Source organism: Streptomyces sp. NPDC107581, assembly GCF_055657175.1.
In genome coordinates this window covers 155,270-177,016 of the sequence record NZ_JBVKBH010000016.1, presented here as the reverse complement: position 1 = coordinate 177,016, position 21,747 = coordinate 155,270, and the positions used below count along the sequence as shown (strand labels likewise).

The window sequence follows — 21,747 nt, the reverse complement described above, 5'->3', positions numbered from 1 at the left end:
CTGACAGGCATGGCGGACGGCACCCCGGGCCCGGACCGGGAAGCGGACCCGGTCGGCCCCGCCCCCGCCGTGCGGCCGTTCCTGGTCACCGCCGGCCGGGTGGCGGACGCCGCCCCCGGCCGGTCGTTGCCCGTGGAGACCCAGGTGGTGGCCACCGCGGCCGGCCTCGACGCGCTCGGCCGGCTCTCCTTCGAGCGGTACGACATCGTCGCCGCCTGCCGGCTGCCGCAGTCGGTCGCGGAACTCGCGGCCCGGCTGCGGCTGCACCTCAACGTGGTCCGTGTGCTGGCCGAAGACCTGCGCGAGGCGGGGCAGCTGGCGGTCCACATACCCGATGCGGAAGCCACCCATGACGCCTCCGTCCTGCGCAGGGTCATCGACGGCCTGCGGGCCGTTCCCGACTCCCGAGGGGTACCGAGTGACACCGACTGAACCGCTCACCGGGGGCGTGGCCGCACCCGCCGCCGTACGGCCGCCGCTGCCGGTGAAGGTGGTGATCGCGGGCGGCTTCGGCGTGGGCAAGACCACCACCGTCGGCTCGATCTCGGAGATCGAGCCGCTGACCACCGAAGCCTCGATCACCGAGGTCGCGGCGGGCGTGGACGACCTCACGCACACCCCGCGCAAGACCACCACCACGGTGGCGATGGACTTCGGGTGCCTCACCATCGACCCGACCCTGAAGCTGTATCTGTTCGGCACGCCCGGGCAGGAGCGGTTCGGGTTCATGTGGGACGACATCGTGGAGGGCGCGGTCGGCGGCCTGGTCATCGTCGACACGCGCCGTCTGGACGACTGCTACGCGGCCGTCGACTACTTCGAGCACAAGGACATCCCGTTCGCGGTGGCGGTCAACGCCTTCGACGGCACGGTGGAGCACTCGCTGGACGAGGTCCGCTGGGCCCTCGACGTGTCCGAGGGCGTCCCGGTGGTGGTGTTCGACGCCCGGGAGCGCGGCTCCGTGCGGGACGCGCTGCTCGTCGTCCTGGAACTGGCGCTGGCCCGCACCGAGGAGCAGGGCCTCCCGGGAGAAAGGCCCTGAATCCTCAGTTGCCGCGGCGCACCCCCGGCGAGACCGCGATCCGGGACACGGCCCAGAACAGTGCGAGCGTCGCGAGCGCCATCCCGGCGACCAGGGTGGCGCCGCCGACGACCTTCTCGTAGTCCTTCTGGTAAAGGCCGTCGATGATGTAGCGGCCGAGGCCGCCGAAGCTGACGTAGGCGGCGATGGTGGCGGTGGAGACGATCTGGATGGCCGCCGTGCGCAGCCCGCTGAGCACCAGCGGGAGCGCGACGGGGAGTTCCACCTGCACCAGCACCCGCGGCTCGGACATCCCCATGCCCCGCGCCGCGTCCACCGGTGACGGGTCGAGGGAGCGGACCGCCTCGTAGGAGGTGACCAGGATCGGCGGTACGGCGAGCGCGACCAGCGGGATCATCACCGGCAGCTGCCCGAAACCGAGCCAGGTGAACATCAGCACCAGCAGGCCGAAGCTGGGCAGCGCGCGGCCGGCGGTGGCGATGAGGGCGAGGGCGTTGCCGCCGCGCCCGTAGTGGCCGGTGACCAGGCCGACGGGCAGGGCGATCGCGGCGGCGACGGCGAGCGCCTGCAGGGAGTAGAGGAGGTGCTCGGTGACGCGGGTGGGGATGCCGTCCTGGCCGTGCCAGTGCGCGCCGTCGCTGAAGAAGGCCTGGACGAAGTTGAGTACGTTCACCGGGTGGCACCCTTCCGCGGCATCCAGGGGGTCAGCAGGACACGGACGAGGACCAGCAGGGCGTCGACGAGGATCGCCAGGACCGCCGTGGTCAGCACGGAGTTCACGGCGAGTTCGGGCCGGTGGTAGATCTGCGCGTCGTTGAGCAGATTGCCGAGGGCGCCCTGGTTGCCGATGAGCATGCCGACGCTGACCAGGGAGATGCTCGACACGGTCGCCACCCTCAGGCCCGCGATGATCGCGGGTACGGCGATGGGCAACTGGACCTGGAGGTAACGCCGTACGGGTCCCAGCCCCATGGCCGTGGCGGCCGCGAGGGTCTCCGGCGGCACCGAGCGGACACCGTCCACGATGGCGGGGACCAGCACCACCAGGCTGTACACCGCCAGCGGGATCATCACCGTCGTCTCGCTCAGGCCGGTGTAGTCGATGAGGACGACGAAGAAGGCCAGGGACGGGATGGCGTACAGCACGGTGGTCACGCCGAACACGGGCGGATAGAGCCAGCGGAACCGCACGCACAGCTGGGCCACCGGCAGCGAGACGAGCAGTCCGGCCAGCACCGGCAGCAGGGCCTCCCGCAGATGCAGGCCGATCAGCCCGAAGTAGCCGTACTGGAGGTCGCTCGGAATGTCGAAGAAGCCGCTCATCGCACGGCCTTCGCGTCCTGCCGGCCGCCCCCGGCGTGGGCGGCGCGGATCGCCTCGCCGATCACCTGCTGGGAGACGACACCGACGGCACGCCCCTCGTCGTCCACGGCCACCGCCCAGCCGGTCGGCGACAGAACGGCCCCGTCGAGCGCGGTGCGCAGCGAGTCCCTGCCGGGCACGAACGGCCGCCCGAACGGCAGCAGCCGGTCCCGGTCGACCGGGCCGGCGGTGAGGTCGTCCGGCGCACCCCAGCCGAGCGGCCTGCCGTCGGTGTCCGTCACCAGGAGATGGGGGGCCGGGCCGGGAGAGGCGAGCTTCTCCGCGCTCGCGTCGATCGCGACCACGGGCGCGGTCTGCAGCTCCAGTTCGCCCGAGGAGAAGAAGGACAGCCGCCGGATGCCCCGGTCGGCGCCGAGGAAGTCCTCCACGAAGCGGTCGGCTGGCGCGCTGAGCAGTTCGGCCGGCGGGGCGAACTGGGCGAGCCTGCCGCCGGTGCGCAGCACGGCGACCATCGTGCCCAGCTTGATGGCCTCGTCGATGTCGTGGGTGACGAAGACGATGGTCTTGCCCAGCTCGTCCTGGATCCTGAGGAGTTCGTCCTGCAGGACCTTGCGCACCACCGGGTCGACCGCGGAGAACGGCTCGTCCATCAGCAGGACCGGCGGGTCGGCGGCGAGCGCCCGGGCCACGCCGACGCGCTGCTGCTGGCCGCCGGAGAGCTGGTACGGGTACCGCTTGGCGAGCGCGGTGTCGAGCCCGACCCGCTCCATCAGCTCCGCCGCGCGCGCCCGTGCCTTCTGCTTGCTCCAGCCGAGCAGCCGGGGCACGGTCGCGATGTTGTCGAGGATGGTGCGGTGCTGGAAGAGACCGGCGTTCTGGATGACGTATCCCATCGAACGGCGCAGGGTGTTGACCGGCTGCTGCCGGATGTCCTGGCCGTCGAGGAGGATGCTGCCCTCGCTGGGGTCGACCATCCGGTTGATCATCCGCAGGGTCGTCGTCTTGCCGCAGCCGGAGGGGCCGACGAGGACGGTGATCGCGCGGTCCGGTATCTCCAACGACAGCCCGTCGACGGCCACCGTGCCGTCCGGGTACCGCTTGGTAACTGCATCTATCCGTATCAAAACGCCGCGTACCCTTCGGATTTGGCGAAGCCTGGGCCGTTGCCGGGAGAACCTGGTCCGTTGCCGGGAGAGTCTAGACGGCGAGTGTTTCAGCACTTTGGCGGGACAGTGACCGCAACCCTGCGTGACCGGACCCTGTCTGACCTGTGAGTTGGCTCGCGTTCGCCCTGACACCGACAGCGGTCCGCCCCGCCCGGCTCGCCGGGCTCGCGGTCAAGTCATCGCGGGAGTCGCGGTCATCGCGGTCAGGCCGTCAAGGTGTGCACGCTCACCCCGTCACCCCGTCACCCCGTCACCTCGACGCCGTCCAGCATCTCCGCGGCCGACTGCCGCGGGTGCGGCCGGGCCGCGAGGACCGCCACGTCGTCCTCCGCGTGACGCGCGTCCAGGGTGGTCAGGATGGTGTCCAGAACCTCGTCCACGCCGTGGCCGGCGGTGAAGCGCAGGGCGGACAGGCGGGCCATGGAGCTGTCGATGTCCTCGCCGCGGCGCTCGACGAGCCCGTCGGTGAAGAGCACCAGGGTCTCGTCGGAGGCCAGCTTGTGGGTGGCCGACTCGTAGCCGCCGAAGCCGGTGCCGAGCGGTGGCCCGACGGGCACGGGCAGCGGTGCGGCCAGGCCGTCTTCGCTGATGAGCACCGGCGGCAGATGACCGGCGCTGGCGAGTGTGATCTGCCCCCGTCCCGGGTCGATCCGCGCGAGCAGACAGGTGGCCGGCCTCCGGTCGGCCTCGCCGGAGGCGATGTCGTCCATCTGCCGCAGCACCCGGTGCGGGGGCAGGTCGGAGGAGGCGATGTAGCGCAGTGAGGAGCGGTAGGCACTCATGTCGACGGCGGCCTCCAGACCGTGGCCCATCACATCGCCGACGACCAGCAGCGTACGGCCGAAATGGAGCCGTACGGTCTCGCACCAGTCGCCTCCGACCAGCACCCGGCTGCTGCCGGCCGGCAGGTAGCGGATGGCGACGTCCAGGTTCGGGTGCGGCCGGCCGGGCTCCGCGAGCAGCGCGCGTTGCAGGTCACCGGCCGTCCGGCTGACCTGGTCGTAGGCGCGGGCGTGCCGGATGTGGGAGGTGGCGCGTTCGGCGAGGAGAGTGAGCTGCTCGGCCTCCGAACGGGTGAACCGCGCTCCGTGCCGCCCCGTGACCAGGACACCGTACTGATCGCTTCCGCTGGTCAGCGGCACGCAGAGCGCGGGCAGCCCGCGGAGGTTCGGTGGCTGCTCGATCCATGGCTCCGGCTGTCTGTCGGCCGCCGGGGTACCCGCGTCCCGGGCCACGGCCATCGCCCACCGGGCATCGGGCAGCACATCCTCCTCACCGGCGATCGACTGGTATCCGGAGACCGTCTTGCCGATGCGGCGCATGATCGCGGCCGCGCCGCCGGTCAGCCGGACGGTGGCCCGGGTCAGCTCGTTGCAGGTCGTCTCCTCGTCGAGCGTGGTGCCGATCCCCGCGGCGGCGGCCCGCAGCTCCTCCAGTCGCACCGTCCCGCTCTCCGGCTCGCCGGCTCCGTCGTCGCGGCGGTGACCGTGGGGAGGCATGGGTCTGCGACGGGCCTGGATCCAGCGCGCGACACCCATCACCTTCACAGAATCTCAAACCGGAGCGGGCCGGGCACCAGTCCCTGATGTCCCGGCCGCCCCGTGAGCCCCGGTGAGGTCAGGCCTCGTCCGGCTCCAGCCGCAGCGAGATGCTGTTGATGCAGTACCGCTGGTCGGTGGGGGTCGGGTAGCCCTCGCCCGCGAAGACATGGCCGAGGTGGGAGCCGCACCGGGCACAGCGCACCTCGGTGCGGACCATGCCGTGCGAGCGGTCCTCGATCAGTTCCACCGCGTCGCTGTCCTTCGGGTCGTAGAAGGACGGCCAGCCGCAGTGCGACTCGAACTTGGTCGTGGAGGTGAACAGCTCGGCCCCGCAGGCCCGGCAGGAGTACACGCCCCTGGTCTTGGAGTCCGTGTACTCACCGGTGAAGGCCGGCTCGGTGGCGGCCTCGCGCAGCACGGCGTACTCGGCCGGAGTCAGCTCCGCGCGCCACTGCTCGTCCGGCTTCTCGACGTCGTACGACATGAGCCTCAGCCCCTCTACTGCTGCGACAGACGGTCCAGGATCTGCGGGCCCAGGTCGGTCACATCACCCGCGCCCATGGTGAGAACGAGATCACCGGGCTTCGCCATTCCCGCGATCGCCGCCGGGATCTCCGCCTTGTCGGACACGGCGGTCACGTCGGCGCCCGCCGCGCGCGCGGCCTCGATGATCAGCTCGCTGGTCACCCCGGGGATCGGGTCCTCGCGGGCCGGGTAGATGTCGAGCACGAGGGAGGCGTCGGCGAGGGCCAGCGACTGGCCCATCTCCTTGCCCAGCTCCTGGGTGCGGGAGAACAGGTGCGGCTGGAAGACGACGAGGATGCGCGCGTCACCGGCGGCGGCCCGCATGGCCTCCAGGTCGGCGGTCATCTCGGTGGGGTGGTGGGCGTAGGAGTCGATCACCTGCACCCCGGCCGCCTCGCCCTTGAGCTGGAGGCGACGCTTGACACCGGTGTAGGCGGCCAGCGCGGGCGCCAGCTCGGCGGCGGGAATGCCCAGGGCGGCACCGGCGGCCAGCGCGGCGACCGCGTTGTGCGCGTAGTGACGGCCGGGCACGGAGACCGCGAAGGTCAGCTCCTGCCCCCCCAGCACGGCGGTGACCTGGCTCTTCAGCCCCTGCGGTACGACGGCCAGGACCCGCACATCGGCGTCCTCGGCCTCGCCGTACGTCACGGTCTTCACCGTGCCGGCCAGCCGCCGCGTCAGCTCGCGCGCGCCCTCGTGGTCGGCGGAGATCACCAGGGTGCCGCCGGGGACGATCTTCCCGGCGAAGGCCTCGAAGGACTCGTAGATCTCGTCCATCGAGGCGTAGTTGGCGTGGTGGTCCAGTTCGACGTTGAGGACGATGGCGACCTCGGGCGCGTACTTGTGGAAGCTGCGGTCCGATTCATCCGCCTCGGCGACGAAGATGTCGCCGTCGCCGTGCAGCGCGTTCGAGCCGGGCGCGTCCAGGTCGCCGCCGATGGCGTACGACGGCTCCAGCCCCAGCTCGGAGAGGGAGACGGCCAGCATGGAGGTGGTGGTGGTCTTGCCGTGGGTACCGGCCACGGCGATCGGACGCAGCCCCTGCATCAGCGCGGCCAGCGCGTCGGACCGGTGCACCACCGGAATCCCCAGCTCGGCCGCGCGGGCCAGCTCCGGATTGTCCTTGCGGATCGCCGACGACACGACGACACAGCTGGCGTCGTCGGCGAGGTGCCCGGCGGCATGCCCGATGTGCACGGTGGCGCCCAGCGCCCGCAGCGCCTCGGCGGTCGCCGACTCCTTGGCGTCACTGCCGGCCACCTCGGCCCCGCGCTGCGCAAGGATCTTGGCGATCCCCGACATCCCGGCGCCGCCGATGCCGATGAAGTGCGGTCGGTCCATGGCGGTGGGAAGTCCGGGTGCCATGCGTGTCTCCATAAGATCCGGTACGAGGCTGAGCAGCCCTAGCCTATGCGCTGGAGCACGGGTCGCCCTGCAACGGGCCCCGCCGGTCCGGACCGGGGCACGGCGAACTCCGCGACCGGTCCGCGACGCACCGCACACGCACCGCGCCGGCACCCGCACCCGCACCCGCACCCGCACCCGCACCCGCACCACTGGTACCCGCGCCCGGAACGGCACCCACGGTTTCCCGGAGCGGAGCGACTACGCCTTGCTGTGCGAGAACAGCTTCAGCACCGGCACGCCCACCTTGTGCCGGGCCCGGGAGGCCCAGTCCCGGTGGAAGAACTCCTCCACGTAGTGCGGGTCGGTCAGCACGATCACCTCGTCGGCGCCGGCCTCGGCGACCAGGGACTTCAGCGCATCCAGCGGATGATCCTCGACCAGCCGTCCCTCGGCCTCGCTGCCGGCCGCCCGCAGAGCCGTCAGGGAGACGACGAGCGCCTGCTGTCCGACGCTCCTGGCCTCGTCGCCCTCGGGCGTCCCACCCTCACGAACGGCCTCGTCCAGTTCCCCGAGCGCGATGTCGTCGATGGCCCGCAGCAGGCGGTCCGCCTGGTCGCCGCGCGGCTGGAGCAGCACATGGAAGGCGACCGCTTCGTCTCCGTGCAAGGTGGTGACGAACTCCACGTCGGCGGACGTCAGGGCCTTCTCGATCATCAGAACGCTTGTGAACACCAGGCGCCTCTTCTCCTCCGTGGGCCCGGCAGGGCCCTGCGGAAACCATCCTGCCCCGTGATCGCACGGGTAGTGCCGGACTTAGTGTGCCCGCCGAAAGCAAAACGGAATGGCAGATTCCGCCGATTTTCAGAACCGACGGTAGCGACCGAACAGAAATCCGCTCTCTTCCAGCAGGGACACGAGCTCGAACCGGCGCGGGACGGCGACGGACGGCCCGCCCGCGATGCGCTGCGCGCCCCCCGCGGTGAGCATCGGCGAGAGGGTCAGGCACAGCTCGTCCAGCACCTCCGCGGCCACCAGCTGGCCGAGCAGCCGGGGCCCGCCCTCGGTGAGCTGCCGGGTGTGGCCGAGATCGGCGAGAGCGCGCACCGCGCGGGCGGGGTCGACACCCGTGCCGTCCCCGGCGACGACGACCCGGGCCCCGGCCTTCTCGGCCGCGGCGATCCGGTCCGGGCCCGCGGCGGCGCCGGTGAGGATCACCGTGGGCACCAGGGGCGAGGTGAACAGCGGGAGGGAGAAGTCCAGGTCCAGGCCGGCGGTGACGACCGCGACCGCCGGGGCCGGGCCCTGCCCGGCGGCCCTGCGGGCCTCCGCGAACTCCGCACGCGCGCGTGCGGGGCGGTACCCCTCCTGACGTACCGTTTCCGCGCCCACCACGATCACATCGGCGAGCGCGCGCAGCGTGCCGAAGACGCGCATGTCGGCCGCGCCGGAGATGGGCTGCGAGCGCCCCTCGTGCTGGGCGGCGCCGTCGAGCGTCGAGACCATGTTGGCCCGCAGCCACGGCCGCGGGGCGCCGGCGCCCGGCTGCGGGTAGGCGTAGGCGGCGGCCAGCTCGGCAAGGCTCCACTCGCGGTCCACGAGGGCATCGGCCCCGGCAGGCCCACCGGGCGCACTGGGCGCATGGGCGTCGGCGGTGCCGGCCGCACCCCTCGCCTCCGCCCCTTCCTCGCCCCCGCAGAAGGCCCGGGCTGGTGTCTCGTCGGTCACAGGGAACAGGCGTCGCATGACGTGCAGTGTGGCACGGCGCTTAGCATGGATAGCCGTGTCATCCTCCACTGCCGCTCCCGGTTCCGGCCCCCTGTTCGATGCGGGCCCCCAGTCCCTGTGCGCCCGCGAGCCGCACGTCCCCGCCGACCGTCTGGTCGCCGAGATGGTGCCGCCGCCGCGCTTCGACTCGGTCCGCTTCGCCACGTACATCCCGGACCCGAACCAGCCCAGCCAGACCGAGGCCGTACAGGTGCTGGAAGGCTTCGCGGCCGGACTGGGCGGCGCGCACGCCTCCGGCGCCGGCCGGCGCGGCCTCTTCGGTTTCGGCCGGGCCAAGGCGCCGAAGGCCCCGGCCGGCCCCCGCGGTGTCTACCTGGACGGCGGCTACGGCGTCGGCAAGACCCATCTGCTCGCCTCCCTGTGGCACGCCACTCCGGCCGAGCCGGCGCTCAAGGCGTTCGGCACCTTCGTGGAGCTGACCAACCTGGTCGGCGCGCTCGGCTTCCAGAAGACCGTGCAGACGCTCAGCGGCCACCGACTGCTGTGCATCGACGAGTTCGAGCTGGACGACCCGGGCGACACCGTGCTCGTCTCCACGCTGCTCGGCAAGCTGGTCGAGGCGGGCGTGGCGCTCGCGGCCACCTCCAACACGCTGCCCGGCAAGCTCGGCGAGGGCCGGTTCGCGGCGGCCGACTTCCTGCGCGAGATCCAGGGCCTGTCCGCCCACTTCCGCGCCCTGCGCATCGACGGCGAGGACTACCGCCACCGCGGCCTGCCCGAGGCCCCGGCGCCGTTCACCGACGAAGAGGTGACGAAGGCGGCGTACGCCACCGAGGGCGCCTCGCTGGACGACTTCCCGCACCTGCTGGACCACCTGGCCCGGGTGCACCCGAGCCGGTACGGCGCCCTGGCCGACGGCGTGACGGCGGTGTGCCTGACCGACGTGCAGCCGGTTCCGGACCAGTCGACGGCGCTGCGGCTGGTGGTGCTGGCGGACCGCCTGTACGACCGCGAGGTGCCGGTGCTGGCCTCCGGACTGCCGTTCGACCGGCTGTTCAGCGAGGAGATGCTGAACGGCGGCTACCGCAAGAAGTACTTCCGCGCGATATCCCGGCTCACCGCGCTGGCCCGGGACGCCAAGGGTCTCGTCGGCTCGTAGCCGACATCCCATTAATCGATCACCGCCCTGCGCGTCAAGGGCTGGATTGCGCCATGCAACCAGCACTTTTCACGCTCTCTCGGGTTCGTAACGCCCAGTTAACCCTGCAAAGGACTTTGCAGGGTTAACGTGTTTCTTGACCATCCGTTGACCAATGCTTGGCGCGGGCAAGAGACGTGAACTTCCGGAAGGGGGGCGCATGTTCCGAGGTGCAACGGCACGGACCGTGATCGCCCTCTTTACCGTCACCCTGCTCGCCCTCCAGCTCTTCGCACTCACCGGAACCTTCGCATCCGCGCATACGCTCGGTCAGGCGAAGGCCAAAGCCACATCCGGAACCGTGCTCTCCCCGAACCCCGTGCGCAACGGGTGGGACACGCTCCGCGACGGCGGCTGCACACAGCAGCCCCCGGGGACCCAGCACCTGCGCGACCGGCAGCGCGGCTCCGCCTGCGGGTGGGCGCCCGAGCACCCGCCGATATCCGGGCGGACGGCCGCCCGGCAGGCCCCGGACGCCTCCGGTGCCCCGCACCACCGCACCACGAGATCCTCCAGAGCCCACGCCCCGGCAGCGCTTCAGGTCTTCCGCTGCTGAAGGCCCGGCTCCTCCCCCACGAACGTCGTGCAAGCCCGACGCGCCAGTGCTGCGCGCCAGGAGGAATCCACACATCATGCAGCCCCTCATCGACAACGCCCGTACCTTCGGACAGCGCCCTGAGGAGTTCGCCAGACTCGCCGAAGGCCAGTCCCCGCAGGTGCTGTTCATCACCTGCTCCGATTCCCGGGTCGTCCCGGCCCTGATCACGGGGGCCCGCCCCGGCGAGCTGTTCGAGCTGCGCACCGCGGGCAACATCGTCCCGCCGTACATCTCACAGCACCCCACCAGCGAGGCCGCCACCATCGAGTACGCCGTGGAGGTGCTCGGCGTCCGCGACATCGTCGTCTGCGGCCACTCGCACTGCGGCGCCGTCGGCGCGCTGGTGCGCGGCGACGACCTGACCGCCGTACCCGCCGTCCGCGACTGGCTGGCGCACGCCACCCCGCGCCCGGCCGGCACGGCCGAGGACCCGGAGGTCGCCGAGGGCGTCCAGAGCCATGTGCTGACCCAGCTGCTGCGGCTGCGCTCCTACCCGTGCATCGAGCGCGGGCTGGCGCAGGGCCGACTCGGCCTGCACGCCTGGTACTACGAGGTCCACACCGGCGCCGTACGTGCGCACCACCCGCAGACCGACACCTTCGAAGCCCTGTGAGCGCGCCGATGAACAGCTCTCTCATATCCCGTTTCCCCCATCTCAGGCAGGACTTCGCCGCTTCCCTCGTCGTCTTCCTGGTCGCGCTTCCGCTGTGCGTGGGCGTGGCCGTCGCCTCCGGGGTGCCGGCCGAGCTCGGGCTCGTCACCGGCATCGTGGGCGGCCTCGTCACCGGGCTGATGCGCGGCAGCAGCCTCCAGGTGTCCGGGCCCGCCGCCGGGCTGACCGTGCTCGTCTTCGAGGCGGTCAAGGAGTTCGGTCTGCCGGTGCTCGGCGCCGTCGTGCTCGTCACCGGACTGCTCCAGATCCTCATGGGCACGCTGAAGCTGGGCCGCTACTTCCGGGCCATCTCGGTCTCGGTCGTCGAAGGGATGCTGGCCGGGATCGGTCTGCTCCTGATCGCCGGTCAGCTCTACCCGGCCATGGCCGCGAAGGCCCCCGACTCGGGCCTCGGCAAGGTGGCCGGGCTGCCGGGCGCGTTCCTGGACGCCCTCGGCGACGGGACGGCGCTCACCTCGCTGGCCCTGTCCGCGGGCACCGTCGCGGTCCTGGTGCTGTGGAAGCACGCGCCGGCGAAGCTGCGTACGGTGCCCGGCCCGCTCGCCGCGGTCGGACTCGCCACGCTGGCCGCGCCGGTGCTGACCCAGCCGGTGGCGACCGTCGAGGTGAAGGGGCTGCTGGGCGCCGTCCAGCCGCCGCCGCTGAGCGCCTTCGCCGATCTCGCGGGGGTCGGGGTGCTCGGCACCGTCGTCGCGTTCACGCTGATCGCGTCCGCCGAGTCGCTGTTCAGCGCGGCGGCCGTGGACCGGCTGCACGACGGGCCGCGCACCGCGTACGACAAGGAGCTGGTCGCCCAGGGCGCGGGCAACGCGGTCTGCGGGCTGCTCGGCGCGCTGCCGATGACCGCGGTGATCGTGCGCAGCGCGGCCAATGTGCAGGCGGGCGCCCGTACGAAGGCCTCCCGCGTGCTGCACGGCGTCTGGCTGCTGCTGTTCGCCGCCCTGCTGCCGGGCGTGCTCGCCCACATCCCGATCCCGGCGCTCGCGGGCATCCTGCTCTACTCCGGCGCCAAGCTCGTGCCGGTCAGGGCGCTGACCGCGCTGTGGCGCCGGCACCGGGGCGAGGCGCTGGTCCTGGGCGTCACCGCGGTGTCGATCGTGGCGGTCGGCATGTTCGAGGGTGTGCTCATCGGAGTCGCCCTGGCGGTGGTCAAGACGGCCTGGGAGGCCTCGCACCTGAGGCTGGAGGTCATCGACAAGGGCGCCGGCCCCATCGAGGCGTACCTGTCGGGCAACGCGACCTTCCTGCGGCTCCCGAAGATCCTCGACAGCCTGGAGTCGCTGCCCCAGGACCGCCCGGTGCGCCTGAACCTGTCCGGTCTGCACCATCTGGACCACGCCTGCCGTACGGCCCTGGAGAACTGGGCCGAGCGGCACAGCGCGGCCGGTACCGAGCCGGTCCAGGTGACGGAGCCGGAGGAACCGGCCAGAGCCACGGCCGCCTGAACCGGCGGCCGCCCCCGGGCCGGGGTGCCGACGCCCGTCGGCACCCCGGCCCGACCCCTGCTGCCCGGCCCGAACCCTGCCGCCGGGCCCATGCCCCGAAACGCCGCTGCCGGCTCTCGTGACGTCCGTCCCGGACCCCGCTGCCCGGCCCATGGCTTCCGTCTCGGGCCGGGCATATCGTTACAGCAGCGGACAGAACGTCGGCCTCTCGGTAAGGAGGTCATCATGCTTCAGGAACTGGTGGGCGCCGCCGCCGCGCTCGGTTCCGTCGGCCTCGTGTACTTGGCGATGGCAGCGCGGGTGGTCAAGCAGTACGAGCGCGGTGTGCTGTTCCGGCTCGGGCGGGTCACGAGCGAGGTGCGCAATCCGGGCCTGAACCTGGTGATCCCGTTCGTGGACCGGCTGCACAAGGTCAACATGCAGATCGTGACGATGCCGGTCCCCGCCCAGGAGGGCATCACCCGCGACAACGTCACCGTGCGCGTGGACGCGGTCGTCTACTTCCGGGTGGTCGACGCGACGAGCGCACTGGTGAAGGTCGAGGACTACAAGTTCGCGGTCTCGCAGATGGCACAGACCTCGCTGCGCTCGATCATCGGCAAGAGCGACCTGGACGATCTGCTCTCCAACCGGGAGAAGCTCAACCAGGGCCTGGAGCTGATGATCGACAGCCCCGCGGTCGGCTGGGGCATCCAGGTCGACCGGGTGGAGATCAAGGACGTGTCCCTGCCGGACACGATGAAGCGGTCCATGGCCCGTCAGGCCGAGGCCGACCGGGAACGCCGGGCCCGGATCATCAACGCCGACGCCGAACTGCAGGCCTCCAAGAAACTCGCCGAGGCCGCCGAGCAGATGTCCGACCAGCCGGCCGCGCTCCAACTGCGGCTGCTGCAGACGGTGATGGCGGTGGCGGCCGAGAAGAACTCCACGCTGGTCCTGCCCATCCCGGTGGAGCTGCTGCACTTCCTGGAAAAGGGGCCGCAGCAGCCCGCGCCGAACGGTGACGGAGGGCAGCGTTCCGGCTAGCGTGCCGGGCATGCGCAAGGGCTGGTTGACCGCCGTGGCCGTGATGGCCGTCGCTTCGGGGTGCGGGGAGGGCGGCGGCCCGGGGTCCGCCTCCTCCGCGCCCTCCAGGCCCTCGGTCTCCTCGTCCACCGCCCACCGGCTCACGGTCACGAGCCTTGCGTACGCCGACGCCGGCACGATCCCGCGCCGCTACACCTGCGACGGCGAGAACGTCTCACCCCCGCTCGCCTTCATCGGCGTACCCACGCGCACCGCCTCCCTGGCCTTCCTGCTCCAGGACCCCGACGCCCCGCGCGGCACCTTCACCCACTGGCTGGCCTGGGACATCGACCCGCACACCAGACGTCTCACGGCCGGCGAGCAACCGCCCCGAGCGGCCGAGGGCCGCAACGGCTTCGGCGGGACGGGGTACCACGGCCCGTGTCCGCCCCGCGGCGACCGCCCGCACCGCTATGTCCTCACGGTCTACGCCACCGACCGCCGCCCGGACCTCGCCCCGACCGCCACCGCCGACGACCTGCTGCACGCCCTGTCCGGCCACACCCTCGCCACAGGCACTCTGACCGGCCGTTACGGACGCTAGAGCGGCCCACGCCCCGGACACCCACCGCCCGCGCCCCAGACGCCCGCCGCCCGAGGCCCGGACACCCACCGCCCGCGCCCCAGACGCCCGCCGCCCGAGGCCCGGACGCCCGCTGCCCGGAGCACGGACGGCGGTGCCCCCCACTCGCGCGGGGGATATAGCGGAGCACACTCGATCAATTAGTACTATTTTCATACCGTGATCCCAGTTGCACTCCGCGTCACCGCCGTCTGCGCCCTCGGCGCAGCCCTCGCCGCCTGCGGTACCGCAGGCTCTCCCGACGCCGCGCGCCCGGCCCATGCCAAGCCCGCGGCCGCCTCCCCGTCCGCCACGCGTCCGCCCGTCCTCACCCCGGGCCCGGGCCGCCTGACCCCGGTGTTCGAGCACGGTCCGCGCACCCTCGGCAAGACCGTCGCGCTGACCTTCGACGCCGACATGACCGCCGACGAGGGGCCCCGCGCCGCCGCCGGCGAGCACTTCGACAACCCGGACCTCATCGGCACCCTGCGCACGTTGAAGGTGCCGGCGACCATCTTCATGACCGGCCGGTGGGCCGAGCAGTACCCGGCCCAGGCCCGATCCCTCGGCCACGACCCGCAGTTCGAGGTCGCCAACCACTCCTACAGCCACTACGCGTTCACGGAGGACTGCTACGGCCTGCCGACCGTGGGCGCGGACCGGATGAAGACGGACGTCGAGCGGGCGTACGCCTCCCTCCGCAAGGCGGGCGTGCCCAACCCGCTGCCGTACTTCCGCTTCCCCGGCGGCTGTTACGACAACAAGGCGCTGCGCGCGCTCAGCAGCATCGGGGTGACCGCGGTGCAGTGGGACGTGGTGAGCGGTGACGCGTTCGCCACGGACGCCGACGCGGTCGTCCGGCAGGTCCTGGACGGGGTGAAACCCGGCTCGGTCGTCATCATGCACTGCACCCGCAGCGCCGCCCCGACCACCGAACGGGTCGTCCGCAAGGTCGTGCCGGAGCTGCGCAAGCAGGGGTACCGGTTCGTGAAGGTCTCCGAGCTGATCGGCGAGACGAACGGCCGACGGTGACCCTCCTGGGCCGAGAACCCGTCCTGGGCCCAGGTATCCGTCCTGGGCCCAGGACCGTTCTGCTCAGGGTGACCGGCGGGCGGTGAGCGCGCAGGCCGCCGCGAAGGCCGCGGCGGTGACCAGGGCCGCCCCGGCCAGCGGCAGCAGCGGCACCGGGACCCGGCCGGACTGCGAACCGGTCACCAGACCGCTCACCGCGGCCTGGGCCGGGGAGCCCGCGAGCACCACCGACAGCAGGGCGGCCAGCAGCGTCGCCGGCACCGCACGGCCGGTGGACCGCAGCAGCGGCCGGTTGGTCAACGCACCGACGGCACTGCCCAGCAGGGCACAGACGAGGGCGGCCAGGAGCCCGGCTCCCCCGGCCCTGATGGGTGGGACGTGGATCCGGTGGCCGTTGCTCGCCGGATCGCTGACCAGCGTCACGACCAGTGTCGCCGCCACCCCGAGCAGCGCCGAGGCCAGCAGCGCCGTCAGCAGGCAGGCCAGGTGGGCACGGGCGGGGCCGCGGACGGCGGCGACGCAGACACGGGCTGCCTCCGGCTCGCCCGTGACACAGATCCGCACCAGCCAGGCGGCCACCGGCAGCAGGGCGGCGGCCGCATAGCCGAGCGAGTCGAGCACCGGCTGGCCGCTCTGCACGCCGACCGCGAGGAAGGCGGCGTACAGGATCACCGGCGGCAGCCAGCGCTGGGAGCGCAGCAGCAGGTCGGCCTGGTAGCGGAGAAGTGCGGTCATGAGCTGCTTCCGGGATCGGGACGGCTGGTGCCGTCGGGCCCGACGCTCACCACGTGCCAGGACGGACTCGCCGTCAGCAGGGCACGCAGGGCGACGTCCGAGTGCGAGGCGGGGACGGTGAGACGGTGGGTTCCGGGAGTGGTCTCCACCGCCGCGACGACGGTTTGCACCACGTCGGACGGCAGCTGCCGGCCCGGCGGTCCCTGTACGACGACGAGGGTGACCGGCCCGGCGCCGGCCTCCGGTGAACTCCCGCCGTCCGCACCGCGCTCGAGGCCGCCCCCGACGACGGTGTACGTCGCGTCGGGCGCCCCGGCCAGGCGGCGCGGATCGTGGTCCACGAAGACGACGGCGCCCCCGGCGGCCGTCCGCTCGGCCACCGCCCGCTCCAGCTCGGCCCGCGCGGCCGCGTCCAGCCCGGTCCACGCCTCGTCCAGCACCAGCAGTTCCGGCTCGGCGAGCAGGGCCTGGGCCACGGCGACCTTCTGGCTGCTGCCCTTGGACAGGCGGGACATGGGGGTGGCCGCGTAGGCGGAGGCGCCGAACCGTTCCAGCCACGTGCCGGCGGCGCCGGCGGCGGTCCTGCGGGACAGGCCGCTGATGGTGCCGAGGTGGGTCAGGTAGCCGGAGGCGGTGAAGGGGAGGGCCGAGGGGAAACGCTCCGGGACGTAGGCCGTGCGGGGGCGGCCCGTGATGCGGCCCTCGCTCGGGGTGTCCAGGCGGGCGACGAGCCGCAGCAGGGTGGACTTTCCCGTGCCGTTCGTTCCTTCGATGCGGGTCAGAGTGCCGGGCGCCACCGTTAAGTCGACGCCGCGCAGCACCCAGGGGCCGCGGATGCCGTAGCGGCGGCCCACGGCGGTCAGTCGCAGGTCACGTTGCATGACAGGATTCTGTCCGGTCCCGCCGCAGGGGTTGATCACGGGCCCCGGTCCTGCCGCAGAGGTCGGTCACGCGCCCGGTGGGCAGGACGCCCGCGGCCCCTCGCGCCCACGCCACGGAGCCGCACAAGGGGCGCGGTCCCGCGCCCTTTAGGGTTGGCTGATGTGAGCCGAGATTCATCGCACCCTGGTGACAGTCCCTCCAGTCCCTCCAGTCCCTCCAGTCCCTCCAGTCCCTTCCAGGCCGAGCGCAACGCCCGCGACGAGACGCCGCAGTTCGTGCTGCCCCTCGTCGTCCGGATCGAGCGGAGCGCTCCTCCTGCCCGTACCGACGCGCTGGAGACGGCCGCCCGGGCCGTGCTCGTCCTGCTGGGCGACGAACGGGCCGTCGGGGACGGCGAGTGGGCCCAGGCCGTACGGGACTGGGAGGACGCGCGGATCCGGAAGGTCGTGCGGCGGGCCCGGGGCGCCGAGTGGCGGCGGGCCGAGGCGCTGCCCGGGATCACGGTGACCGGCAAGTCCGCGGAGATACGGGTCTTCCCGCCGGTCCCGCTGGACGGCTGGCCCAAGGAGCTGGTCAAGCTGCAGGTGTCGGGGACGGAGCTGGACGATCCGGAGCCGCCGGTCGAGGCGGACCGGGGACAGCCGGTGCTGTGGCTGAACCCGGAGCTGGAGATGTCGGCCGGCAAGGCGATGGCCCAGGCGGGGCACGGCGCCCAGCTGGCCTGGTGGGCACTGTCCGGCGAGGCACGCACAGCCTGGCGTGAGGCGGGCTTCCCGCTGGCGGTGCGGACCGCGGATCCCGCGGGGTGGCGCCGGCTGACCGGCAGCGGGCTGCCGCTGGTGCGGGACGCGGGGTTCACGGAGATCGCGCCGGGCTCCTGCACGGTGGTCGCCGACCATCCGGCCCTGCGGTAGGGGCCGCGGTGACACGGCTCGACGGGCGGGTCGAACGGGGCAATCGGACCCGGCAGCTGGTGCTGCGCCGGACCGTGGAGATCGCCTCGGTCGAGGGGCTGGAGGCGCTGACCGTGGGCCGGCTCGCCGCCGAGCTGGAGCTGAGCAAGAGCGGGGTGTTCGCGCTGTTCGGCTCCAAGCAGGAGTTGCAGCTGGCCACCGTTCGGGAAGCGGCACGGATCTTCGCCGAGCGGGTGATCCGGCCCGCGGGCGAGGTACCGGCCGGCGCCGGACGGGTGTGGCGGCTGTGCGAGCTGTGGCTGGAGTACTCGCGGACCCGGGTGTTTCCGGGCGGCTGCTTCTTCTACGGCGTCATGGCCGAGTTCGACGCGCGGAGCGGCCCGGTGCACCACGCCGTGGCCCGCGCCCAGCGTGACTGGTCGGCCCATGTGGAGCGCACGATCGAGGACGCCCGTACCGCGGGTGAACTGCGCGCGGACACGGATGTCGGGCAACTCGCCTTCGAGCTGATCGCGTTGCTGGAGACGGCGAACGCCCTCTCGGTGCTGCACGACGAGGAGAGCGCCTATCACCGGGCACGGGCGGGCATCGCGCAGCGGCTGCGCGGGGTGGCCGCGGGAGAGGTTCCGCTTCCTCAAGTCCCCTGAGGGGAAACGCTGTTGCTGCCGGGTGACTGGTGCGTAAAAAAACAGCACGATCGTTCGCACAGTTTTATGCTGACCGCATGACCGTCAGCGATATCGACATCGTGGAACTCGACCGCATCGCCGTGCACGAGGCCGTGCGGGTGGTGGGACTGGCACAGGAGGAGGACTGGGAACGGGACACCCCGTGCGCGGGATGGACGCTGCGGCGGCTGGTGGCCCATATGACCGCGCAGCACCGCGGCTTCGCGGCGGCGGCGCTGGGGGCGGGGCAGGAGGCCGTGCACTGGGCGGAGCCGGAGGACCTGCGCGAGCCGGCCCGGGGGCACCAGGAGGCCGCCGCGGCCGTGCTCGCCGCCTTCGCCGGAACCGGTGCGACCGAGCGGCCGTTCGCGCTGCCCGAACTGGGCGGGAGCTTCCCGGGCGGCCAGGCGATCAGCTTCCACTTCATCGACTACGTGGTGCACTCCTGGGACGTCGCAGCGGCCCTCGGAGTACGTCCGGACCTGCCGGAGCACGTCCTCGGCACCGCGCTCGCCGTGGCCCGGCGGGTGCCGGCCGACCCCGCCCGGCGCGGGCCGGGATTCGCCTTCGCCCCGGTGCTGGAGGCGCCTGCGGGCTCCGGCCCCCTGGAGGAGGCGCTGCGCCTGCTGGGCCGGAACCCGCAGGAGTGGCCGGTACGGGCCTGAGAGCGGCGGGGCGGGACGCGGAACCTCAAATGTTCCTCTGAAGGCGCGCCGCCGGGGATTCGCGGGAGCCGGCCGGGGCCATACCCCCGTCATTCGAGGGAGGGGACGGCACACCATGCGGCGACTGGGCACGGGAATCGGCTGGCGGCCGGAGATCGCGGACGCCGTGGAACGTATGCCGGGCATCGACTGGGTGGAGGTCGTGGCGGAGAACGTCTGCCCCGGCCACCTCCCGGACTCGCTGCTGCGGCTGCGCGAGCGCGGGGTGACCGTGATCCCGCACGGTGTCTCCCTCGGCCTCGGCGGCGCCGACCGCCCCGACGAGGGCCGGCTCACGGCGCTCGCCGAACGGGCGGAGGCGCTCGGGGCGCCGCTGGTCACCGAACACATCGCGTTCGTACGGGCGGGCGGCACGCTCACCGCCTCCCCGCACCTGGAGGCGGGCCATCTGCTGCCGGTGCCGCGCACCCGGGACGCCCTGGACGTGCTGTGCGAGAACGTGCGGATCGCCCAGGAAGCGCTGCCGGTTCCGCTGGCCCTGGAGAACATCGCGGCGCTCTTCTCCTGGCCGGGCGAGGAGATGACCGAGGGGCAGTTCCTCGCCGAGCTGGTCGAGCGGACCGGCGTACGACTGCTCATCGACGTGGCCAACCTGCACACCAACCACGTCAACCGGGGCGAGGACCCGGCCGAGGCGCTGGCCGCGCTGCCGCTGGAGGCCCTCGCCTACGTCCATGTCGCGGGCGGTTTCGAGCGCGACGGCGTCTGGCACGACAGCCATGCGCACCCCGTGCCGGACCCGGTGCTCGACATCCTGACCGGCCTCGCGTCCCGGGTCGCGCCGCCCGGGGTGCTGCTGGAGCGGGACGAGAACTTCCCCGCGCCGGCCGAGCTGGAGCGGGAGCTGGAGGCGATCCGTGGGGCCGTGGCGGCGGGACGGGCGGCCCGCCGCCACGGCCCCACGGCGACGGCCGACGCCGGGACGGGCGGGGGCAGCGCCGTGCCGGCACCGCAGGAGGCCCGGCAGCGGCTCGGTGTCGCCCAGACCGCGGTGCTGTCCTCGCTGGTGGCCGGGACGCCGGTGCCGGAGGGGTTCGACCGGGTACGGATGGGGGTTCAGGCGCGGGCGCTCGCCGCGAAGCGGGCGGATGTGGTGGCGAAGGTGGCGCCGGAGTTGCCGGTGCTGCTCGGGGAGGGGTACCGGGGCGCGTTCCTGGAGTACGCGCGAGCACGGCCGATGAGCGGGGGGTACCGGCAGGATGCGCTGGATTTCGCGGAGCAGCTGCTGAAGACGGGACGGCCTGGGGACACGAGGGTACGACGCCAACTGCGGGACTGGTGGCTGCACCGCGCGGGCCCGACCCCCCGCCCCCAAGGCCTGACGGCCCGAGCGAAGACCCTCCTACGAAGAGGCTGAACCCTGCGGTGCGAGGCCCGGGTGGGGCCCCGTGAGGCCCGGGTGAGGCCTGGTAAGGCCCGGGTGAGGCCTGGTAAGGCCTGGATGGGGCCTGGTGGGGCCCGGATGAGGCCCGGATGAGGCCATGCACAGTCGCCGCCATGACGCCACTGCACCCACAGCTCCCCGAAAGCACGCCCCGACTCCGGCGCCCACACTCCCCCAGCAGCACTCTCCGACTCCGCCGACCACAACCCCCCAAGGGCGCGGGGAACTGCGCAACCAGCCCCCACCGCCCCGCGGGGGACACGCAACCGGCCCCCACCACCCCGCGGTCCCCGGCGCCCTGTCAGACGCCTCGAACCCCCGCAGTAATATGCCAAGCCCGCACCCGCAGCACCCTGGAGTGCGGAGCAGGAGGCACCATGCGACCGCGACGCCCCGTCAAGGGCCGAGGGATATTCAACGGCACCGGACTCATCGTCCTGTGCCTGGCGGCAACCGCCGCAGCGCTGCTCTTTCCGATCTGGTCGTACGCCGGCCAACCGGACGCGGCCGGCGCGAACCTACTCAGCGCACAGACCGTGACGACCCCGTACGGACCGCTGTCCGCGCAGGACCGGGACTTCATCACCAAGGTCCGCCTCGCGGGCCTGTGGGAGCTGCCCGCCGGCCGGCTGGCGGAGCGCAAGGGCACCACCGAGGCCGTACGCGAGGCCGGCGCGCACCTCGTCGACGGACACACCTCCCTCGACACACATGTCCGCACCACCGCCTCCCAGCTCGGCGTCCCCCTGCCCAACGAGCCCAACCAGCAGCAGAAGCAGTGGCTCGCCACCCTGACCGCAGCCCGGGGCCAGGAGTTCGACCGACAGTTCGCGGGCATCCTCAGGCTCGCCCACGGCCGGGTGTTCTCCCTCGTCGCCCAGGTCCGCGCCGGCACCCAGAACTCGCTCGTCCGCGATCTCGCCGACGACGCCAACGCGACCGTACTGGACCACATCAAGGTCCTGGAGGCGACGGGGTACGTCGACTTCTCCGCGCTGGCCCGCGACCTGGCGGCCTCCCCCTCCCCCGTGCCCACGCCCGGAACGGTCGACCCCGCCTCCGCGATTCCGGTCGCGCCCCCGCCGTCGGCGCCCGCACCGTCCACGACGTACTCCCTGCCGCCGGCCGTCTCCGGCCCGCCGCCTGCCAACAGCCCCTGACCTGCAGAAGAACGGAACGTCACATACCGGCAACGCT

At 72.6% G+C, this 21,747-nt stretch carries 24 protein-coding genes; 14 read left to right on the top strand and 10 right to left on the bottom strand.

Annotated elements, in window-relative coordinates; all coding sequences use genetic code 11:
• Positions 1 to 9: 9 nt before the first annotated feature.
• Together ACZ7P3_RS33675 and ACZ7P3_RS33670 are read left to right on the top strand one after the other, a co-directional pair.
• Positions 10 to 432 carry a DUF742 domain-containing protein gene (locus tag ACZ7P3_RS33675; RefSeq protein ID WP_472087463.1) on the top strand — a complete coding sequence of 141 codons (423 nt, stop codon included), beginning with the start codon at positions 10 to 12 and terminating at the stop codon, positions 430 to 432.
• Complete coding sequence (locus tag ACZ7P3_RS33670) at positions 419 to 1,042, top strand: GTP-binding protein (protein ID WP_472087462.1); 624 nt, start codon at positions 419 to 421, stop codon at positions 1,040 to 1,042. Before ACZ7P3_RS33675 ends, ACZ7P3_RS33670 begins: the two co-directional genes overlap by 14 nt.
• A 4-nt stretch (positions 1,043 to 1,046) precedes the next feature.
• On the opposite strand, the gene ACZ7P3_RS33665 is transcribed toward ACZ7P3_RS33670, so the two are convergent.
• From ACZ7P3_RS33665 to ACZ7P3_RS33630, 8 genes are all read right to left on the bottom strand, one after another.
• Positions 1,047 to 1,715 carry an ABC transporter permease gene (locus ACZ7P3_RS33665; RefSeq protein ID WP_472087461.1) on the bottom strand — a complete coding sequence of 223 codons (669 nt, stop codon included), beginning with the start codon at positions 1,713 to 1,715 and terminating at the stop codon, positions 1,047 to 1,049.
• The gene (locus tag ACZ7P3_RS33660; protein ID WP_472087460.1) at positions 1,712 to 2,365 is read right to left on the bottom strand and encodes an ABC transporter permease; all 654 of its coding nucleotides are present in this window, start codon (positions 2,363 to 2,365) and stop codon (positions 1,712 to 1,714) included. The genes ACZ7P3_RS33665 and ACZ7P3_RS33660 overlap by 4 nt, the downstream gene beginning before the upstream one ends.
• Complete coding sequence (locus tag ACZ7P3_RS33655; protein ID WP_472087459.1) at positions 2,362 to 3,489, bottom strand: ABC transporter ATP-binding protein; 1,128 nt, start codon at positions 3,487 to 3,489, stop codon at positions 2,362 to 2,364. Before ACZ7P3_RS33655 ends, ACZ7P3_RS33660 begins: the two co-directional genes overlap by 4 nt.
• A 284-nt stretch (positions 3,490 to 3,773) precedes the next feature.
• On the bottom strand, positions 3,774 to 5,069 hold the full coding sequence (locus ACZ7P3_RS33650; protein ID WP_472087457.1) for a PP2C family protein-serine/threonine phosphatase: 1,296 nt from the start codon (positions 5,067 to 5,069) through the stop codon (positions 3,774 to 3,776).
• A gap of 79 nt (positions 5,070 to 5,148) precedes the next feature.
• The gene (gene msrB / locus ACZ7P3_RS33645; protein WP_472087456.1) at positions 5,149 to 5,556 is read right to left on the bottom strand and encodes a peptide-methionine (R)-S-oxide reductase MsrB; all 408 of its coding nucleotides are present in this window, start codon (positions 5,554 to 5,556) and stop codon (positions 5,149 to 5,151) included.
• 14 nt (positions 5,557 to 5,570) lie between these two features.
• Positions 5,571 to 6,962, bottom strand: a complete 1,392-nt coding sequence (gene murC, locus ACZ7P3_RS33640; RefSeq protein WP_472087454.1) for a UDP-N-acetylmuramate--L-alanine ligase — start codon at positions 6,960 to 6,962, stop codon at positions 5,571 to 5,573.
• A 240-nt stretch (positions 6,963 to 7,202) separates the two neighbouring features.
• A complete protein-coding gene (locus tag ACZ7P3_RS33635) occupies positions 7,203 to 7,676 on the bottom strand; it encodes an indole-3-glycerol phosphate synthase (protein WP_472087453.1) in 474 nt (157 codons plus the stop codon).
• Between the two features lie 129 nt (positions 7,677 to 7,805).
• On the bottom strand, positions 7,806 to 8,687 hold the full coding sequence (locus ACZ7P3_RS33630) for a pyrimidine reductase family protein (RefSeq protein WP_472087451.1): 882 nt from the start codon (positions 8,685 to 8,687) through the stop codon (positions 7,806 to 7,808).
• 37 nt (positions 8,688 to 8,724) lie between these two features.
• On the opposite strand from ACZ7P3_RS33630, the gene zapE reads away from it, so the two are divergent.
• The 7 genes from zapE (at position 8,725) to ACZ7P3_RS33595 (ending at position 15,242) form a co-directional block, all read left to right on the top strand.
• Positions 8,725 to 9,828, top strand: a complete 1,104-nt coding sequence (gene zapE / locus ACZ7P3_RS33625) for a cell division protein ZapE (protein ID WP_472087449.1) — start codon at positions 8,725 to 8,727, stop codon at positions 9,826 to 9,828.
• 226 nt (positions 9,829 to 10,054) lie between these two features.
• Positions 10,055 to 10,423: a hypothetical protein gene (locus ACZ7P3_RS33620; RefSeq protein ID WP_472087448.1), complete on the top strand. Its 369-nt coding sequence runs from the start codon at positions 10,055 to 10,057 to the stop codon at positions 10,421 to 10,423.
• Positions 10,424 to 10,499: 76 nt separating this feature from the next.
• Positions 10,500 to 11,078: a carbonic anhydrase gene (locus ACZ7P3_RS33615; RefSeq protein WP_472087447.1), complete on the top strand. Its 579-nt coding sequence runs from the start codon at positions 10,500 to 10,502 to the stop codon at positions 11,076 to 11,078.
• Positions 11,079 to 11,086: 8 nt separating this feature from the next.
• Positions 11,087 to 12,583 (top strand): SulP family inorganic anion transporter, encoded by a 1,497-nt coding sequence (locus ACZ7P3_RS33610; RefSeq protein ID WP_472087446.1) that lies wholly within the window; start codon positions 11,087 to 11,089, stop codon positions 12,581 to 12,583.
• Positions 12,584 to 12,808: 225 nt separating this feature from the next.
• Positions 12,809 to 13,609 (top strand): slipin family protein, encoded by an 801-nt coding sequence (locus tag ACZ7P3_RS33605; RefSeq protein WP_472087444.1) that lies wholly within the window; start codon positions 12,809 to 12,811, stop codon positions 13,607 to 13,609.
• Between the two features lie 10 nt (positions 13,610 to 13,619).
• On the top strand, positions 13,620 to 14,192 hold the full coding sequence (locus tag ACZ7P3_RS33600) for a YbhB/YbcL family Raf kinase inhibitor-like protein (protein WP_472087443.1): 573 nt from the start codon (positions 13,620 to 13,622) through the stop codon (positions 14,190 to 14,192).
• Between the two features lie 198 nt (positions 14,193 to 14,390).
• Positions 14,391 to 15,242, top strand: coding sequence for a polysaccharide deacetylase family protein (locus tag ACZ7P3_RS33595; RefSeq protein ID WP_472087441.1), 852 nt, complete (start codon positions 14,391 to 14,393; stop codon positions 15,240 to 15,242).
• 63 nt (positions 15,243 to 15,305) lie between these two features.
• On the opposite strand, the gene ACZ7P3_RS33590 is transcribed toward ACZ7P3_RS33595, so the two are convergent.
• Both ACZ7P3_RS33590 and ACZ7P3_RS33585 read right to left on the bottom strand, forming a co-directional pair.
• Positions 15,306 to 15,977 (bottom strand): ABC transporter, encoded by a 672-nt coding sequence (locus tag ACZ7P3_RS33590; protein WP_472087440.1) that lies wholly within the window; start codon positions 15,975 to 15,977, stop codon positions 15,306 to 15,308.
• A complete protein-coding gene (locus ACZ7P3_RS33585; protein ID WP_472087439.1) occupies positions 15,974 to 16,858 on the bottom strand; it encodes an ABC transporter ATP-binding protein in 885 nt (294 codons plus the stop codon). Before ACZ7P3_RS33585 ends, ACZ7P3_RS33590 begins: the two co-directional genes overlap by 4 nt.
• Positions 16,859 to 17,020: 162 nt before the next feature.
• Here ACZ7P3_RS33585 and ACZ7P3_RS33580 point away from each other — a divergent pair, with 162 nt between their 5' ends.
• The 5 genes from ACZ7P3_RS33580 to ACZ7P3_RS33560 all read left to right on the top strand — a co-directional run bounded on the left by ACZ7P3_RS33580 (position 17,021) and on the right by ACZ7P3_RS33560 (position 21,710).
• Positions 17,021 to 17,773 (top strand): peptidyl-tRNA hydrolase, encoded by a 753-nt coding sequence (locus ACZ7P3_RS33580; protein ID WP_472087438.1) that lies wholly within the window; start codon positions 17,021 to 17,023, stop codon positions 17,771 to 17,773.
• A complete protein-coding gene (locus ACZ7P3_RS33575; RefSeq protein ID WP_472087571.1) occupies positions 17,737 to 18,420 on the top strand; it encodes a TetR/AcrR family transcriptional regulator in 684 nt (227 codons plus the stop codon). Before ACZ7P3_RS33580 ends, ACZ7P3_RS33575 begins: the two co-directional genes overlap by 37 nt.
• A 77-nt stretch (positions 18,421 to 18,497) precedes the next feature.
• Positions 18,498 to 19,106 (top strand): TIGR03086 family metal-binding protein, encoded by a 609-nt coding sequence (locus ACZ7P3_RS33570; protein ID WP_472087436.1) that lies wholly within the window; start codon positions 18,498 to 18,500, stop codon positions 19,104 to 19,106.
• A gap of 115 nt (positions 19,107 to 19,221) precedes the next feature.
• Entirely contained in the window at positions 19,222 to 20,523 is a 1,302-nt protein-coding gene (locus ACZ7P3_RS33565) for an MbnB/TglH/ChrH family RiPP precursor modification enzyme (RefSeq protein WP_472087434.1), read from the top strand.
• A 404-nt stretch (positions 20,524 to 20,927) separates the two neighbouring features.
• Positions 20,928 to 21,710, top strand: a complete 783-nt coding sequence (locus ACZ7P3_RS33560) for a DUF4142 domain-containing protein (RefSeq protein WP_472087433.1) — start codon at positions 20,928 to 20,930, stop codon at positions 21,708 to 21,710.
• The last annotated feature ends 37 nt before the right edge of the window (positions 21,711 to 21,747 follow it).

Bases quoted from the DNA above. Each gene is read 5' to 3' on its own strand.
- ACZ7P3_RS33660 (WP_472087460.1), bottom strand. From the start codon at position 2,365: ATGAGCGGCTTCTTCGACATTCCGAGCGACCTCCAGTACGGCTACTTC.
- ACZ7P3_RS33615 (WP_472087447.1), top strand. From the start codon at position 10,500: ATGCAGCCCCTCATCGACAACGCCCGTACCTTCGGACAGCGCCCTGAG.
- ACZ7P3_RS33585 (WP_472087439.1), bottom strand. From the start codon at position 16,858: ATGCAACGTGACCTGCGACTGACCGCCGTGGGCCGCCGCTACGGCATC.
- ACZ7P3_RS33610 (WP_472087446.1), top strand. From the start codon at position 11,087: ATGAACAGCTCTCTCATATCCCGTTTCCCCCATCTCAGGCAGGACTTC.
- ACZ7P3_RS33570 (WP_472087436.1), top strand. From the start codon at position 18,498: ATGACCGTCAGCGATATCGACATCGTGGAACTCGACCGCATCGCCGTG.
- ACZ7P3_RS33650 (WP_472087457.1), bottom strand. From the start codon at position 5,069: ATGGGTGTCGCGCGCTGGATCCAGGCCCGTCGCAGACCCATGCCTCCC.
- ACZ7P3_RS33560 (WP_472087433.1), top strand. From the start codon at position 20,928: ATGCGACCGCGACGCCCCGTCAAGGGCCGAGGGATATTCAACGGCACC.
- msrB (WP_472087456.1), bottom strand. From the start codon at position 5,556: ATGTCGTACGACGTCGAGAAGCCGGACGAGCAGTGGCGCGCGGAGCTG.
- murC (WP_472087454.1), bottom strand. From the start codon at position 6,962: ATGGCACCCGGACTTCCCACCGCCATGGACCGACCGCACTTCATCGGC.
- ACZ7P3_RS33630 (WP_472087451.1), bottom strand. From the start codon at position 8,687: ATGCGACGCCTGTTCCCTGTGACCGACGAGACACCAGCCCGGGCCTTC.
- ACZ7P3_RS33565 (WP_472087434.1), top strand. From the start codon at position 19,222: ATGCGGCGACTGGGCACGGGAATCGGCTGGCGGCCGGAGATCGCGGAC.
- ACZ7P3_RS33605 (WP_472087444.1), top strand. From the start codon at position 12,809: ATGCTTCAGGAACTGGTGGGCGCCGCCGCCGCGCTCGGTTCCGTCGGC.
- ACZ7P3_RS33675 (WP_472087463.1), top strand. From the start codon at position 10: ATGGCGGACGGCACCCCGGGCCCGGACCGGGAAGCGGACCCGGTCGGC.
- ACZ7P3_RS33590 (WP_472087440.1), bottom strand. From the start codon at position 15,977: ATGACCGCACTTCTCCGCTACCAGGCCGACCTGCTGCTGCGCTCCCAG.
- ACZ7P3_RS33600 (WP_472087443.1), top strand. From the start codon at position 13,620: ATGCGCAAGGGCTGGTTGACCGCCGTGGCCGTGATGGCCGTCGCTTCG.